Origin of the sequence: Hespellia stercorisuis DSM 15480 (assembly GCF_900142165.1) — a bacterium.
In the GTDB taxonomy this organism is placed as follows: domain Bacteria; phylum Bacillota; class Clostridia; order Lachnospirales; family Lachnospiraceae; genus Hespellia; species Hespellia stercorisuis.
Map to the genome: position 1 here is coordinate 1 of NZ_FQZY01000011.1, position 16,109 is coordinate 16,109.

A 16,109-nucleotide genomic window follows, 5' to 3' on the forward strand; every position below is an offset into this window, starting at 1 on the left:
ACCAATTACCGAAATAATATCGCAAAACAGGTTTTAAAAATTCTCTGTTTTGTACAAAAATTAATTAGTTCCCCAAGGGGGTTCTGAACAGTTACAATATTTCATCATTACAGCTGATACCCGTAAATGTGATTGCTTATCGAAGCCAGTATGGAAGTGTAAATCCGGCATCTATTGTAGGGGCTGGGATCGTAGCTACGGTGGTAAGCACATTGGTGGCGATGGCGTATTGCAAATTGATGGAGAATGCTGGATAGCGTAAGCTTCTGGCATTTTTACTATCGGTAGATACTTCACGCCTCTTCGCATAAATTTTCATGTTTTGCCTTTGGAAAGTGGTAAATAAGTGGTAAATTCTTTACGCTATCAGACTTACCATTTCAGCTTTTACACCGTTCAGTGACGCGTGGGCGTTCTGTTTGGCGTAAAGCTGGCACAGTGTCATTTCTTTGCCTACAGCGTCGATACCGTCTTCTAAGTCTTTGTGTATCTCCGCTTCTTCTTTATAGTAAACGAATTACAACATATCCTTGATACTGTTAGTGAAAAAGAATTGCAGAAAAAATGAAGAACTTGAAATTTTGTGGATAATTAAAAGAAGATTTTTTTTATAAAACAGAACGTATTTTATATCCATTATTCTTATGTGTACATTATGTTAGAATTGACAAAACGACACACGTGTTGTATAATTTGAAAAAAGCGACACATGTGTCGCTTTGAAGGAGGGAATATGGGAAAAAAGGGGCTTGATACAAAAGAGCATATTAAAAAAATAGCATATCAACTTTTTGTGGATAAGGGTTTTAAAGAAGTTACAATGAAAGATATTTGTGATAATGCAGGATTAAGTCGAGGAGGTCTATATCGTTACTATGAAAGTACCGAACAAATTTTCTCGGAAATCATTTCTTCATTTCTTACGGTACAAAACACGGAATTGCAAGAACAAATTGACAATAATATTTCGGCGATTGATATTTTAAATCAGTTGCTTGAAAAGTATCGTTTGGAAATGTTAGACGCGAGAAATTCTTTGAGCCTTGCTATCTGTGAATATTTTAGCAAAAAAAGGATTGAAGAAAATGATAATTTACTATCGCAACAATATCAAATGTCTTTTTCGTCATGGGATAGGTTAATACAGTATGGGATTTTGCGTGGCGATTTTAGACAGGTTGATAGTAGGACTATCTTTGATCTTATTCTTTTTTCTTATCAAGGTGTACGAATGTATAGTCTGTTGATGAATATATCGGAGGACATACCACAAAGAATTATTAAACAGATACAGAGTTTGTTGATACCTGTACAAAAATTGGAGGAATATAAATGAATAGCATAAATGAGATTATTTTAGTAAAGCCTACTAAAGATATGGAAATAGCTGCCCTTGAATACCGAAAAGAACATTTTGATTATGGAGAAAGAATAATTAACGGAAGTGAGTTGTTTGACCAAATAGAAGATTATGATGAATGGCTCGAAAAAGTGACCGCTAATTCAAAGGAAGAAACGGTTTCAAATGATTGGGTTTTAACAGATACATTTTTTGCTTTGAGACAATTTGACAATCGTATTGTCGGAATTGTAGATTTGAGATATGAATTAAATGATTTTTTGAAAGATTTTGGTCACTGTGGTTATAGCGTAAGACCATCAGAACGTCAAAAGGGATATGCAACCAGAATGTTATCAAAGATTTGTCAAATCGCTAGTCAACATGGATTAAAAGAATTACAATTATCTGTTGAAAAAAACAATCTTCCATCTGTTAAAACTATTTTGAAAAATGGTGGAGTTTATCAGCGAAGTTTCGTCGTAGATTCAGAAATAGCAGATGTCTATCATATAAATTTGTAGGAAACCCTTTTGAAAACGTAAACTGTACAAATTATTAATTTTTAAGAAGGTGTTATATGCAAAATGTAAAAGAGCAGAGAGAATGTATACTTTACTATTTTTTACGTCAATGCTAAAATGGTAATTGCTTACAACAGCAGGCGTTTCGACACCGGTTGTAAAAACAGACATTATTATAGAAGAAAAATAGAAGAAAAGAGGAGAACTCAAAATGAAATTGATGATTGCATCCGATATACACGGATCTGCATATTACTGCAGAAAAATGATAGAAGCTTTTGAAAATGAGAAGGCAGACAGACTGCTTCTTCTGGGAGACATCCTTTACCATGGCCCGCGCAATGACCTGCCGAAGGATTACAATCCGAAGGAGGTTCTTGCGATGCTGAACGGAATCAAAGAAAATATCATGTGTGTCAGAGGAAACTGTGATGCTGAGGTGGACCAGATGGTTCTGGAATTTCCAATCATGGCAGAATATAGTATTCTGGAGCTGGGTGGCAGCACGATTTACGCTACACACGGACATATTCATAATCCGGAGAACCCGCCTATGTTAAAACAGGGAGACATCCTACTGAACGGGCATACTCATGTGCCGGTGTGTGAGGACAAGGGCAGATTTATCTACATGAATCCGGGATCTGTTTCGATTCCGAAAGAAAACTCGGCACACTGCTATATGATATATGAAGGAAAATTCATCTGGAAAGACGTAGAAACCGGAGCGGTGCTTGAAATCGGCGGATCGATGTGATACTATTTTATTTTAGAATACATGAAGCAGATGCGATCAATGCGGAGTTTGACCGTGGCATCCGCTTAAGTACTAAGGTTTCTCCCTGCTTTGGAGGACACCTCCTTAGTGCATATTATGGAAAGCGAAAGTGAGGAAACAAGAGGATGGATAAGGGAAAATATTACATTACAACCGCGATTGCATACACATCCGGCAAGCCACATATCGGAAACAGCTATGAGATCGTGCTTGCAGATGCGATTGCAAGATATAAGAGGAGTCAGGGGTATGATGTCTTCTTTCAGACAGGGACAGATGAGCATGGACAGAAGATTGAACTGAAGGCAGAGGAGGCTGGAATAACCCCAAAAGAATTTGTGGATAATGTTGCAGGACAGATCAGGGAGATCTGGGATTTGATGGACACTTCTTACGACAAGTTTATCCGTACGACCGATGCTGATCATGAGGCTCAGGTTCAGAAGATTTTCAAGAAACTGTATGACCAGGGAGATATTTACAAGGGACATTACGAAGGCCTGTATTGCACACCGTGTGAGTCTTTCTTTACAGAATCCCAGCTTGTGGACGGCAAATGTCCGGACTGCGGCCGTGAGGTGCAGCCAGCACAGGAAGAAGCGTATTTTTTCAAGATGAGTAAGTATGCGGACCGCCTGATTGAGCACATTAATACACATCCGGAGTTTATACAGCCGGTTTCCAGAAAAAATGAAATGATGAATAACTTCTTACTACCGGGACTGCAGGATCTGTGTGTGTCGAGAACGTCATTCAAGTGGGGAATCCAGGTGGATTTTGATCCGAAGCATGTGGTTTATGTGTGGCTGGATGCACTGACAAACTACATTACCGGAATCGGATATGACTGTGATGGCAATCACACTGAGCAGTTCAAGAGGGACTGGCCGGCTGACTTACATCTGATCGGAAAAGATATCATTCGTTTCCATACCATTTACTGGCCAATCTTCCTGATGGCACTGGATCTTCCGCTGCCAAAGCAGATCTTCGGGCATCCGTGGCTTCTTCAGGGAGACGGTAAGATGAGTAAATCGAAAGGAAATGTACTGTACGCGGACGAGCTGGTTGATTTCTTCGGCGTGGACGCTGTGCGCTATTTTGTTCTTCACGAGATGCCGTTTGAGAATGACGGAGTCATCTCCTGGGAATTGATGGTGGAGCGTCTCAATTCAGATCTTGCAAATACACTGGGGAATCTGGTAAACCGTACAGTTTCCATGACGAATAAATATTTCGGCGGAACGGTGACTGATAAAGGTGCTGTGGCAGACCAGGCGGATATTGATGCGAATCTGGCAGCGGTGACGGCGAATACAGCGGTTGTTGTAGAGAAAAAGATGGATGAACTTCGCGTGGCAGATGCGATTACAGAGATCTTCAACCTCTTCAAACGCTGCAACAAATACATTGACGAGACGACACCGTGGGTGCTTGCAAAGGATGAGGCCACAAAGGACAGACTGGAGACGGTACTGTTCAATCTGATTAAGAGCATCTCCGAGGGTGCGAAGCTGTTGGCATCCTTTATGCCGACAACCAGTGAGAAGATTCTTGCACAGCTTGGAGATGGTCATGTGACAGATTCACCGGAGATTCTGTTTGCAAGACTGGATCTGGAGGAAGTTTTGAAAAAAGTCGAGGAGCTCCACCCGGCAGTTGAAGAGACGGCAGAAGCAGGGGAAAGCGAAGAAGTAATAGATATAGAAGATAAACCGGAGATCACGTTCGATGATTTCGGGACAATGCAGTTCCAGGTGGGTGAAATCATTGCCTGCGAGGAAGTTCCGAAGTCCAGAAAGCTGTTGTGTTCTCAGGTGAAAGTGGGAAGTAAGGTAAAACAGATCGTGTCCGGAATCAAGGCGCACTATACTGCGGAGGAGATGGTCGGCAAGAAGGTGATGGTTCTTGTGAATCTGAAACCGGCGAAGCTTGCGGGTGTGTTGTCTGAGGGAATGCTGCTGTGCGCGGAGGATGCCGAAGGGAATCTGGCACTGATGACACCGGAGAAAGAGATGCCGGCGGGCGCTGAAATCTGTTAGGGGGATTTGGCGATAGGCTCTGCGGCGCGTCCGCCCCATAAGGGATACGCGCCGTCTGCGGTATCGGAAGGTTGAAGGCTGTGGTGTGTCCGGGAAAAGTGGTTCTGGAAAGAATGGCATGGAGCAGATGAATTATGCGCATATCGGGAAGAACGGACGCGAAAACATTGAATTGTCAGAAAATTACAAGAATAACACACAATTAAGCGCTTTATTAAAAAATAATGCTAAAGTGTATTGACAAATAAAAAGCCCTATGATATTATGTAGTCAACCCAAAGAGATAGTGGAAAATTTAAAAAACAGTTTTAGATTTTTCACACAAAAAGGGTCTATAGCTTATTGAGTATATCACTTGATAAGTAAAATTATAGAAAGAGAGGTCTAAACCAGTGGATAGTATTTCATCTCAAATTCAATATGTTAGTGGTTCGGCAGATGTAAGTTCCTGTGAACAAGGCCTTTACCATATATTTTAAAATCCAGTAAAAAAATTATAAGAAATCGAAATCAGAGAGATTATAAGCTGGACAATAAGATTTAAACATTTGCGAACATATTGAAAAACAAAAGTAACCACAATAACCAAAGTTAAGTTTAAGAGGTGTGTAAAGAAACACGGATTAAACAATTGTTTTACAAAAGCATCAAAATTGTTATAGAAGAAGTAGTTTCTAATTGCTGGAATTCCAAGGAGAAGGGACTGCAGGAATTGAAAATTACAGGATGAATAACATAGTGTGATGTGAAAAAGTAAAGCGATATTGCAGATAATAATCGGTAGCTTTGAGTTATAATAATCCATTTGTGAAGATGTTCATTAGATTTGATCGGAGAACATATTGAAGAATGGAAATAAAGGTCTTTGCAGGAACTAAAATCGAAAAAACCTCTGATTAATAAAGGGAATAATAAAATTGAATATAAAAAAAATGCACTTTCAAAGAAAATTGGAAGTGCATTTTTTGACATTAAGGGGCGTATATGATACACTATTGAGGTAAATAATTACATATATTACCTGTTTTACAGATGATGAATAATAATAATTAATATGAGGTGAGTGCTGTGGATAAGTACGAATACAAGCTGAAAACAGAACAGATGCTCGAGCTGGCTGGCGATGGGGAGTTTGAGAAGGCTGCGGAGATAGCAGAGTCCATTGACTGGCGGCGGGTGAAAAATGCGTCTATGCTTCTTTCTGTCAGTGATATTTATGAGGCGATAGGAAATTATAAGAAGTGTTATGGCATTCTCAAGATTGCTTATGAACGGGCATCCGGAGGAAGAAAGGTTGTGTATCGTCTGGGAGACCTGTCTATTCGGCTTAAGAATATTGACAGAGCGATTGAGTATTACGATGAATTTATTGAAATTGCTCCAAAGGATCCGAACCAGTACATTTTGCGATACAAAATTCTGAGAGCACAGAACGCACCGGTAGAGGAACAGATAGAGTCACTGGAAGAATTTAAAAAAGCGGAATACATTGAAGAGTGGGCATATGAGCTGGCTAAGCTATATCAAGAGGCGGGAATGACAGCAGAATGCCTGGAGGAATGCGATGATTTGATTCTGTGGTTCAGTGAGGGGCGGTATGTGTATCAGGCCATGGAACTCAAGATGCAATACAAGCCGCTGACACCGTCCCAATTGGAAAAGTACAATCACCGTTATGATAATAAGGAAGCAACTACAGGACCTGTGGTTGCCAGGCCCGCAGCAAGATCAGGTTTTGCGCCGGTACCTAAAAAAACAGAGGCGGAGGAGCCAGAGCTGGAAGAACCGGGGAATCAGAGAGCGAATATAGGAGATATACAGGAACTGGTGGCGCCGGAATTGATGGAAATGGATCTGATGGAATCGCAGCAGGAGGAGCCGGAAGTTAGAGAGCCGAAAACGATGGAAGTAGACTCGATTGAATCAGCGTTAGCGGGACTGGGGGTAATAGAACCGATAGTGAAGGATGACTTCGAGGAGGAACCGAAGGAGCCAGAGGAGCCAGCGGTACCGAAAGAAGAAATCGAGGGAGATGAACTCGATGATGGACTCTGGGAGGAACCGGAGGAAGAGGAAGAGCCGGAGACCGTGAAAAAGAAATCTCCTATATTTGGGGCAACGATGGCGCTGAGCGAAGCAATTGAGAATTTAGTGCATGGGGTGACGAAATTCAGAGCGGAATTTCATGAGCATGAAGAAGAACGCGGGGAAGAAAAAGACGAGTCAGATGATGATTATATGGATGACCGTTACGAAGATGACGGTTATGAAGACGATGGTTATGTAGTGGGCGATCACACTGACGACGAATATGAAGACGATGATTACGAAGTGGATGGCGAAGTGAAAGATAATGCTTCAGAACGGAAGAGGTCTAAGAAAACTTCTTCGAAAGCTGCTGAAGAAGAAAAATCACAGACGAAGGCTGCTGAGGCCGAAAATATTCCGAACGGAAAAGCTCCGAAGAGGAAAGCTTCGAAGAACGCAAGTCGCAAATTAAAGATAGATGAGGAACCTGTTGAAGTAAAAAAGGCAGACCGGAGAACAATATTGGATGCTCCGACGATGAGGCTGCCGGATGTAGAGGATGCATTGGAAAAATTGAAAGCAGAAAAAGCAAAAAAAGATACATCGCAGTTTAGGATTCCGGCCACTGACGATATTGTAGAGGAAGTAGTTGAGAAGACACCGGAAGAAGAAATTGCAGGTCAGCTGAGTCTGGAAGACATTCTGTCAGATTGGGATGCACAGGCAGAGAAGGAAGAAGTCAAAACAGAGACAGAGAAACCTGCGGTTGATTCAGTACTGCCGGAAGACATTCAGAGAATGATTGATGAGATTGAAAGTCTCGGTCAGACAGTGCCGGAAGAAGAGACGGCTATGGATGAAGAAGCTGGGATTGCAATTGCGCAGGAGACGGCGGTTGTGTCCGATGAGGACGAAACCGGCTACGAAGATGCCACAGATGAGTATGGCGAAGCCGGCGAACCGGAAGATGGCAGTGTCGAGTATGACGATGCAGACGGCGTTGAAGAAGACAGCGACGAGTACGACGATGCAGACGATTTTGAAGATGACAGCGACGAGTATGAAGATGACTTTGATGACGCAGATGAGTATGACGATGCGGAAGATTTTGAAGATGACGCAGACGAGTACGACGAAGCTGATGAATATGATGATGACGCGGATGAGTACGACGAAGACGAATATGAAGACGACAGCGACGAGTACGACGAAGACGAATATGAAGACGACAGCGACGAGTACGACGAAGACGAGTATGAAGACGACAGCGACGAGTACGACGAAGACGAGTATGAAGACGACAGCGATGAGTACGACGAAGACGAGTATGAAGACGACAGCGATGAGTACGACGAAGACGAATATGAAGACGACAGCGATGAGTACGACGATGACGAGTATGAAGACGACAGCGATGAATACGATGACGACTTTGATGACGCTGACGAATACGATGATGCAGAGGATTTTGAAGATGAAGCCGATGATGATTTCGAAGATCAGGATGACTTTGACGATTTAGAGGAAGAGGATTTTGATGACTTTGACGAAGAGGATGACTTGGGAATAATGGATGACCTTGAGGCGAAGATTGAGAAACAGACTGCAAAGAGCAGGCCGGTACTGGATGACAGAGAAATCGACGATGACGATCTGCCGGACTTGCTATCTTCGACCACGCCGCTGAGCAGAAAAGAAACAGCGAAGCTGATTGCAACAGGAAAGACCGCGCCTCTTCCGCTGGATGAGATTTCTAACGCACTGTCAATGTCTGATACAGGATTTATCGTTCATGGCCGCTATGATCTTGAGTCACAGAGCGGAATCGGAACCCGCGCCGGTCTGACGGATGAGCAGAAGAAATTATTCTCCTACTTTGTACCGGTCAGAGGTATGAGCGAGCAGCTCGTGGACGTGCTGGAGCATGACAAACACTGCACCAATAGAAATGGAACTTCCTCGACCGGAAATCTTCTGATTATCGGACGTAAGGGATCTGGAAAGACAGTTCTGGCTGTCGATGTCGTGAAAGCAATTCAAAAACAGAGAAACATCAAGCAGGGCAAGGTCGCGATTGTGACTGGAGATTCTCTGAATAAAAAGAAAGTACCTGAGATTCTTGCAAAACTTTACGGCGGTGCACTCATTATTGAGAAGGCCGGAAAGATGAATGAAAAGACAGTTGCCAGATTGAACAAGGCGATGGAGAAAGATACAGGCGAACTGCTGATCGTTCTGGAAGAGCAGCGCAAGCCGTTAGACAGACTTCTGACTTCCAACAGAGAGTTTAGAAGAAAGTTTACATCCAGACTGGAAGTGCCGATTTTCATCAATGATGAGCTGGTTACATTTGGTCAGACCTATGCGCGTGAGAATGGATACAGAATTGACGAGATGGGTATTCTGGCGCTCTACAGCCGCATTGATGCGCTCCAGAGAGAGGATCATGCTGTGACAGTTGCCGAAGTAAAAGAGATTATGGACGAGGCACAGGAGCATTCGAAGAAGTCGTCAGCCAAGAAGCTTGTGAAACGAGTATTTGGAAGAAGCACAGACTCTTCGGACCGGATTATTCTGTCGGAGAAAGATTTCAATATTTAGAGTCCGGTTATGGCCAGACATTTTAAGGAAAAGTATGATAGGGTAAATAAAGAGTCGTGTCAGTGAAAGCTGGCACGACTCTTTGTATCTGCAGCTATGGGCACGCCTACTGTTTTGTATACATTCGTGCATATTGCACTAGAAATTACTTTCTTTTTATACCCAACTAAAGTATAATATGAAGTAGAAATTGTGCTTATTCCGCGAGGGCGAAACTGTTCACGGACATAGTAATTAAAAAGGTTGTGAGGTAGGGATATGGTAGAAAAGGAAACGAAAGCAACGATCAAAAAGACGGCTGCCAAAAGTGCAGTTGGTAAAAAAAACGGGACGAAGAAAGCGGCAGATAAATCCTGCAGAATAGGGGAACTGGATCACTATTTATTCGGGCAGGGAAACCATTATGAGATTTTTAAGAAGCTTGGAGCTCACATGACGAAGTTTCGAGGGAAAGATGGTGTTTATTTTGCGGTATGGGCACCACATGCGAAGCAGGTTTCTGTGATCGGTGATTTTAATGGGTGGGAGCTTGATGCGAATTTTATGGAGCGTCAGGAACCGCTTGGAATTTATACCTGCTTTATTCCGGGGGTAGAGGAAGGGGCTTATTATAAGTTCTGTATCCGCACCCAGACAGATAAGCTCCTGTTCAAGGCAGATCCATTTGCAAATTATGCAGAGCTGAGACCGGGAACTGCATCCAGAGTGGTGGATATTTCGAAATTGAGATGGTCGGATGAAGCATGGATGAGGGAACGGCAGACATGGAAACATGAAGAGAGCCCGATGTCAATCTACGAGGTACATATGGGATCGTGGAAACGCCATCCGGGACGTGAGGATGAGGGCTTCTATACATACCGTGAGTTCGCAAAATCCGCGGTGGAATATATGAAAGAAATGGGCTATACCCATATCGAGTTGATGGGACTCGCGGAGTATCCGTATGACGGTTCGTGGGGATATCAGGTTACCGGGTATTATGCGCCTACATCCCGCTATGGAACGCCGGAAGACTTCGCGTATATGATCAATTATTTCCATAAGAACAAAATCGGAGTGATTCTGGACTGGGTACCGGCACATTTCCCGAAGGATGCACACGGGCTGGCAGATTTTGACGGGACGCCGACTTACGAGTATGCGGATCCGAAAAAGGGCGAGCATCCAGACTGGGGAACAAAGATATTTGACTATGCAAAACCTGAGGTTAAGAACTTCCTGATTGCCAATGCTTTATTCTGGATCGAGCATTATCATGTAGACGGACTGCGTGTGGATGCGGTGGCATCCATGCTGTATCTGGATTATGGCAAGGAGGACGGACAGTGGATTGCCAACAAATATGGCAGCAATGAGAACCTTGAGGCAATCGAGTTTTTCAAGCATCTCAATTCAGTGGTTCTGGGGCGGAATCCGGGTGCACTGATGATCGCGGAGGAGTCTACCGCATGGCCGATGGTGACTGGTAAGCCGGAGGACGACGGCCTGGGCTTCAGCCTGAAGTGGAATATGGGCTGGATGCACGATTTTCTCGAGTACATGAAACTGGATCCGCTGTTCAGAAAGAATGCACATTACCAGATGACATTCTCAATGGAGTATGCGTACAGCGAGAAATATATTCTGGTGCTCTCCCACGACGAGGTGGTTCACCTGAAGTGCTCTATGATCAATAAGATGCCGGGAGTCGGGTTTGATAAATTTGCCAATCTGAAGGTTGGATATGCATATATGATCGGACATCCAGGTAAAAAACTGCTGTTCATGGGACAGGAGTTCGCACAGCTTCGGGAGTGGAGCGAGGAACGGGAACTGGACTGGTTCCTTCTGGCGGAGAAAGAACATCAGCAGCTGCAGACATTTGAGAGCGACCTGCTGAAGCTATATAGAAAGAATAAAGCACTGTATGAGCTGGACACGAAGGAGGAAGGCTTTGAGTGGATCAATAAGGATGACACATTCAGAAGCATCTTCAGCTTTGTGAGACATTCAAAGGACAATAAGAAGAACCTGCTCTTTGTATGCAATTTCACACCGGTTGCACGACCGGATTACCGCGTGGGCGTGCCGAGAAGAAAGCAGTATAAGCTGATTCTCAACAGTGACGACAGACGCTACGGCGGAGAGGGAGCAGAGAGGCCGGTGTTCTACAAGACCGAGAAGAGTGAGTGCGACGGAAAGAGATACTCTTTTGCATATGACCTTCCGGCATATGGAGTAGCTGTTTTCGAATTTTAGAATTTGTACGAAGGAAGAACTCGCCGAAGGCGGGAGGAACGAGAGTGTTTCGCATTGCGCGAAGCACTCTCGTTTCAGGTATTGGAGGAGCGCGCCACCGCGGCAGATACTGTGCGAACAGAATCATATACAGCGGTGATACAGAGGCATCTGCATAGGCACATATTGAGGCGGATACAGAGGCATATACAAAGGTATATATGGCAACTTTCATACAATGTTAAAAAAAGAAAAAAAGAGTGTTTTTTTGATTGAAAAGGTGTATTATGATAGCATATGTTTTTTTAGACATACAATTTTGGGCAGTGCAGTACCGCAAAATCCCAGACATTGTCCGGGTGGGCGCTGCGCAGGCCGCTTCTCTTTAGGGAGGCATTACAAATTATAGAAACGGGGGCATAATATGGACTCTATTGTAAACAAATTATCAGAGATAGAATCGGCCGCTTCGGCGATCGTGGCACATGCAGAAGAGCAGAAGGCCGTGATCGATGATGAGATGCAGAAGAAACGGGACGAATTCGATGCGAAGCTGGAGGCGGATACCCAGAAAAAGATACGGCTCATCCGCGGAGAGCTGGAGAGCCGAACGTCTTCACTGCTCGGAAACCAGACGGGCGAGGCGGGAGAAAGTATAGAAGCCTTAAAACAGGAATACGAGACAAAGCACGAAGAATATGCGAAGGAAATACTCGCCAGAATCACAGAGGTATAGGATATGGGGAATCTACTGAATTATAGTGGAATCGTAACAAAAGTCCATGCGATGCAGGCGAAGCTGCTGAAGCCGTCCGATTTTGATGAGATTGCATCTCTTCACAATGTGACAGAGATTGTTTCTTATCTGAAGGAAAAGCCGGCCTATGCGGATTTTCTGCGAGACATTGATGAGACCAAGCTTCACAGAGGAGACATCGAGAAGATCCTGATCCAGTCACTTTACCGGGACTACACGAAGCTTTACCGGTTTTCGGGGATGGCGCAGAGAAAGTATCTGAAGCTTTACCTCAAGAGATATGAGATCAATCTGATCAACTACTGTCTCAGAATTGTTATCAACCATTATGCGGAACCGTTTGATCTGAATTACAAGCGCCCGTTTTTTGACCAGTATTCCCAGATATCCATCGAGAAGCTGATCGCATCCAGAACAACGGATGAACTGATTGACAACCTGAAGGGCACAGAGTACTATGAGCCGCTTCACAAGCTGAGAGAGTCGAACAGCGTGACGCTGTTTGATTACGATCTCGCATTGGATTTGTATTACTTTACCACGTTATGGAGTGAACGCAAAAAAGCGTTAAAGAAAAAAGAACGTGAACTTTTTACCCGGGATTACGGAACCAAGATCGATCTGTTGAACATTCAGTGGATCTACCGGGCGAAGAAATATTTTCACATGCAGCCTGCGGATATTTATGCACTGCTGGTGCCGATCCATTATCATCTGAAAACGGAGATGATCAAGAACATGGTGGAGGCCGGCACACCGGAAGAACTTCTGGTGCTTCTGAACCAGACCCGGTATGCGAAGAATTATGACTTTGAGAAAAAGATTACGCTGGAGCAGATGTATTTTGAATGCATTTACCATCTGTTCACAATAGACAGACGCCGCAATCCGTATACGATCGCGACGCTGAACACATATTTATTCTTGAAAGAGACAGAAATAGACAAACTAACAACAGCCATGGAGTGTATTCGTTACAGCTTATCTCCGGGAGATACGTTAGCATATGTAGGAGGTGTAACGGAATGATTGTAAAGATGAAGTTTGTGAGCATCACCGGTCCGAGAAGTGACATCGACAGGGTCACGGATCTCTATCTGTCCAGATACGAGATTCAGCTGGAGCATGCCATGTCGGAGCTGAAGACTGTGGATAATCTGCGGCCCTTCGTGGAGGTGAATCCGTATAAGGATGCTCTGACGAAAGCGACACAGTATGTGGGACTGCTGAAGAATCAGAATGTGGAGCCGGATACGTCTATGGGACTGGATGATATGTTTGAGGTGGTTCGAAGCGCCAACCATGATTATCTGGAATTTGAGGCGAACAAGGATCAATTAAAGCGCAAACGTGAGGAGCTTCGGGAAAAGCAGAAGATGATCGCACCGTTTCGGCCGCTCAACTGTGATCTGCATGAGGTACTCCGGTATAAATACATCAAGTACCGGTTTGGCCGCATTTCTACGGAATATCATCACCGGATGGAGAAGTATCTGTTGGAGGATCTGGGAGCGGTTTTTGTGGAAGGCGAGCGGGATGAGAGCTTTGTCTACGGAGCTTACTTCGTAGCACAGGGGGAGGCCCACAAGGTGGACGCGGTCTTTAAATCCCTGCACTTTGAACGAATCGAGCTTCCGGATGTATACGAGGGCACACCGGACGCGGCTTATCATGAGCTGGAAAAAGAGATTGCCGGAATTGGAAAACAGATCGAGGACGTGGACGCGGCGGCGGGCGATATGCTTGCGGGACGCGCGGCGAAGCTGGTGGCAGCGAAGAAACGTCTGGAGGATCTGGCGAGCAATTTCGATGTCAGAAAACTGGCGGCCCGTGTGGAAGACAATCAGGAGGACTACTACATTCTCTGCGGATGGATGGCGGAGACTGATGTTGAAAAATTCCTGCATGAGATCAAGGACGATGATAAAATCTTCGTGGTCGTGGAGGATGATCATGACAACTACTTTGGCGAACCGCCTACCAAGCTGAACAATCCGAAGGTCTTCAAGCCCTTCGAGATGTTTATCCAGATGTACGGTTTGCCGGCTCACGACGAGATGGATCCAACCGTCTTCGTGGCACTCACATATACATTCATCTTCGGCGTCATGTTTGGGGATGTGGGACAGGGACTGTGCCTGCTGATCGGCGGGGCAATCATTTACAAGGTGAAGAAGGCACCGCTGGCGGGAATCATTTCGACTGCGGGAATATTCTCCACAATTTTCGGATTCATGTTCGGAAGCTTCTTCGGGTTTGAGGATGTGATCGAACCGATCTGGATTCGTCCGATCGAGCATATGACGAAGCTGCCGTTCATCGGAAAACTGAATACGGTATTCGTGGTGGCCGTGGCGTTTGGTATGGGAATCATTCTGCTTTCCATGGTTTTCCACATTATCAACGCACTGCGCGCACACGATAAGGGCGATGCATTGTTTGATGTAAATGGTGTGGCCGGCCTGGTATTCTACGGCTCTGCGGTTGCGACCATCGTGCTGTTCATGACAGGCAACAGCACACCGGCGGGAATTGTGCTGGCTGTGATGTTCGGACTGCCATTGCTTCTGATTCTTTTCAAGGAGCCTCTGACAAAGAAGCTGGAGAAGAAAGCGGCAAAATCGGAAGAGGGAATCGGCATGTTTCTTGTGCAGGGATTCTTCGAACTGTTCGAGACACTGCTCAGTTATTTTTCCAATACACTGTCTTTCGTCCGTATCGGAGCATTTGCAGTCAGCCATGCGGCAATGATGCAGGTCGTTCTGCAGCTCGCGGGAGCAGAAAGCGGATCACCGAATTGGATCGTGGTCGTGCTCGGCAACGCGTTTGTGTGTGGTATGGAAGGACTGATCGTGGGAATCCAGGTACTTCGTCTGGAATATTACGAGATGTTCAGCAGGTTCTATAAGGGAACCGGGCGGAAGTTCCAGCCATATAATGAGAAATAAAATATTAACAGTACAATAGAAAAACACATTTAAGGAGGATTAAGTCATGAACTTAACAGTAAAATTAATTTTGATCGCAGCATTAGTATTGAGCATTATCGTTCCATTTGGTTATTATCTGATCGGTGAGAAGAACCGTGGCCGTTATAAAAAAGCAATTGGTGTCAATGTATTCTTCTTCTTCGGAGCATTTGTAATCGGATCCATCATGCTGTTTGGCGGCGGAAGTGTACAGGCAGCGGATGCGGCAGGCGGTGCGACACTGGCAACCGGACTTGGATATATCGCAGCGGCACTGGTTACCGGTCTTTCATGTATCGGCGGAGGTATCGCCGTGGCAAGTGCCGCAAGTGCAGCACTTGGTGCAATCAGTGAGGATTCCAGCGTACTTGGTAAGTCCCTGATCTTCGTAGGTCTTGCCGAAGGTGTGTGTTTGTACGGACTGATCATTTCATTCATGATCTTAGGACAGTTATAGGATTCCCGCGGGACGGAGGTCTGACAAAACTATGAAAATGTTTTTAATCAGTGACAATGTGGACACATACACGGGGATGCGTCTCGCAGGCGTGGACGGGGTCGTTGTTCACGAGAGAGAAGAACTCCGCGGTGCCCTGGAAAAGGTGCTGGAGGACAAGACCATCGGCATCGTTCTGCTGACCGAGAAGTTTGGGCGCGAGTTCCCGGACATCCTTGACGAGATCAAGCTGCAGCGCAAGATGCCGTTGCTCGTGGAGATTCCGGACAGACACGGAACCGGCCGAAAGAAGGACTTCATCACATCTTATGTAAATGAGGCCATCGGTCTGAAATTGTAGAACAGGAAGCGGTGCCGCCGGGTTCCGGATTTTGCCGGGGCGGCACGGTACAGA

At 44.9% G+C, this 16,109-nt stretch carries 11 protein-coding genes and 1 pseudogene; all 12 read left to right on the top strand.

Features of this window, described 5'->3' with window-relative positions; all coding sequences use genetic code 11:
- Positions 1 to 95 precede the first annotated feature (95 nt).
- Positions 96 to 257 (top strand): annotated as a pseudogene (locus tag BUB85_RS04020) (nucleoside recognition protein); the annotation flags it as partial.
- 476 nt (positions 258 to 733) lie between these two features.
- Positions 734 to 1,336 carry a TetR/AcrR family transcriptional regulator gene (locus BUB85_RS04025; RefSeq protein ID WP_073105550.1) on the top strand — a complete coding sequence of 201 codons (603 nt, stop codon included), beginning with the start codon at positions 734 to 736 and terminating at the stop codon, positions 1,334 to 1,336.
- Positions 1,333 to 1,863: a GNAT family N-acetyltransferase gene (locus BUB85_RS04030; RefSeq protein WP_143160657.1), complete on the top strand. Its 531-nt coding sequence runs from the start codon at positions 1,333 to 1,335 to the stop codon at positions 1,861 to 1,863. Before BUB85_RS04025 ends, BUB85_RS04030 begins: the two co-directional genes overlap by 4 nt.
- A gap of 211 nt (positions 1,864 to 2,074) precedes the next feature.
- The gene (gene yfcE / locus BUB85_RS04035) at positions 2,075 to 2,620 is read left to right on the top strand and encodes a phosphodiesterase (protein WP_073105554.1); all 546 of its coding nucleotides are present in this window, start codon (positions 2,075 to 2,077) and stop codon (positions 2,618 to 2,620) included.
- A gap of 146 nt (positions 2,621 to 2,766) precedes the next feature.
- The gene (gene metG / locus BUB85_RS04040; RefSeq protein WP_073105557.1) at positions 2,767 to 4,683 is read left to right on the top strand and encodes a methionine--tRNA ligase; all 1,917 of its coding nucleotides are present in this window, start codon (positions 2,767 to 2,769) and stop codon (positions 4,681 to 4,683) included.
- A 1,068-nt stretch (positions 4,684 to 5,751) separates the two neighbouring features.
- Positions 5,752 to 9,312, top strand: coding sequence for a hypothetical protein (locus BUB85_RS04045; RefSeq protein ID WP_330392221.1), 3,561 nt, complete (start codon positions 5,752 to 5,754; stop codon positions 9,310 to 9,312).
- Positions 9,313 to 9,570: 258 nt separating this feature from the next.
- The gene (gene glgB / locus BUB85_RS04050; protein WP_084533906.1) at positions 9,571 to 11,553 is read left to right on the top strand and encodes a 1,4-alpha-glucan branching protein GlgB; all 1,983 of its coding nucleotides are present in this window, start codon (positions 9,571 to 9,573) and stop codon (positions 11,551 to 11,553) included.
- Positions 11,554 to 11,956: 403 nt separating this feature from the next.
- Positions 11,957 to 12,268 (top strand): hypothetical protein, encoded by a 312-nt coding sequence (locus BUB85_RS04055; protein ID WP_073105563.1) that lies wholly within the window; start codon positions 11,957 to 11,959, stop codon positions 12,266 to 12,268.
- 3 nt (positions 12,269 to 12,271) lie between these two features.
- Entirely contained in the window at positions 12,272 to 13,318 is a 1,047-nt protein-coding gene (locus tag BUB85_RS21960; RefSeq protein WP_073105582.1) for a V0D/AC39 family V-type ATPase subunit, read from the top strand.
- Positions 13,315 to 15,237 (top strand): V-type ATP synthase subunit I, encoded by a 1,923-nt coding sequence (locus BUB85_RS04065; RefSeq protein ID WP_073105586.1) that lies wholly within the window; start codon positions 13,315 to 13,317, stop codon positions 15,235 to 15,237. Before BUB85_RS21960 ends, BUB85_RS04065 begins: the two co-directional genes overlap by 4 nt.
- A 46-nt stretch (positions 15,238 to 15,283) precedes the next feature.
- Positions 15,284 to 15,715, top strand: coding sequence for an ATP synthase subunit C (locus BUB85_RS04070; RefSeq protein ID WP_073105593.1), 432 nt, complete (start codon positions 15,284 to 15,286; stop codon positions 15,713 to 15,715).
- A 31-nt stretch (positions 15,716 to 15,746) separates the two neighbouring features.
- A complete protein-coding gene (locus tag BUB85_RS04075; RefSeq protein WP_073105599.1) occupies positions 15,747 to 16,055 on the top strand; it encodes a V-type ATP synthase subunit F in 309 nt (102 codons plus the stop codon).
- Positions 16,056 to 16,109: the final 54 nt, after the last annotated feature.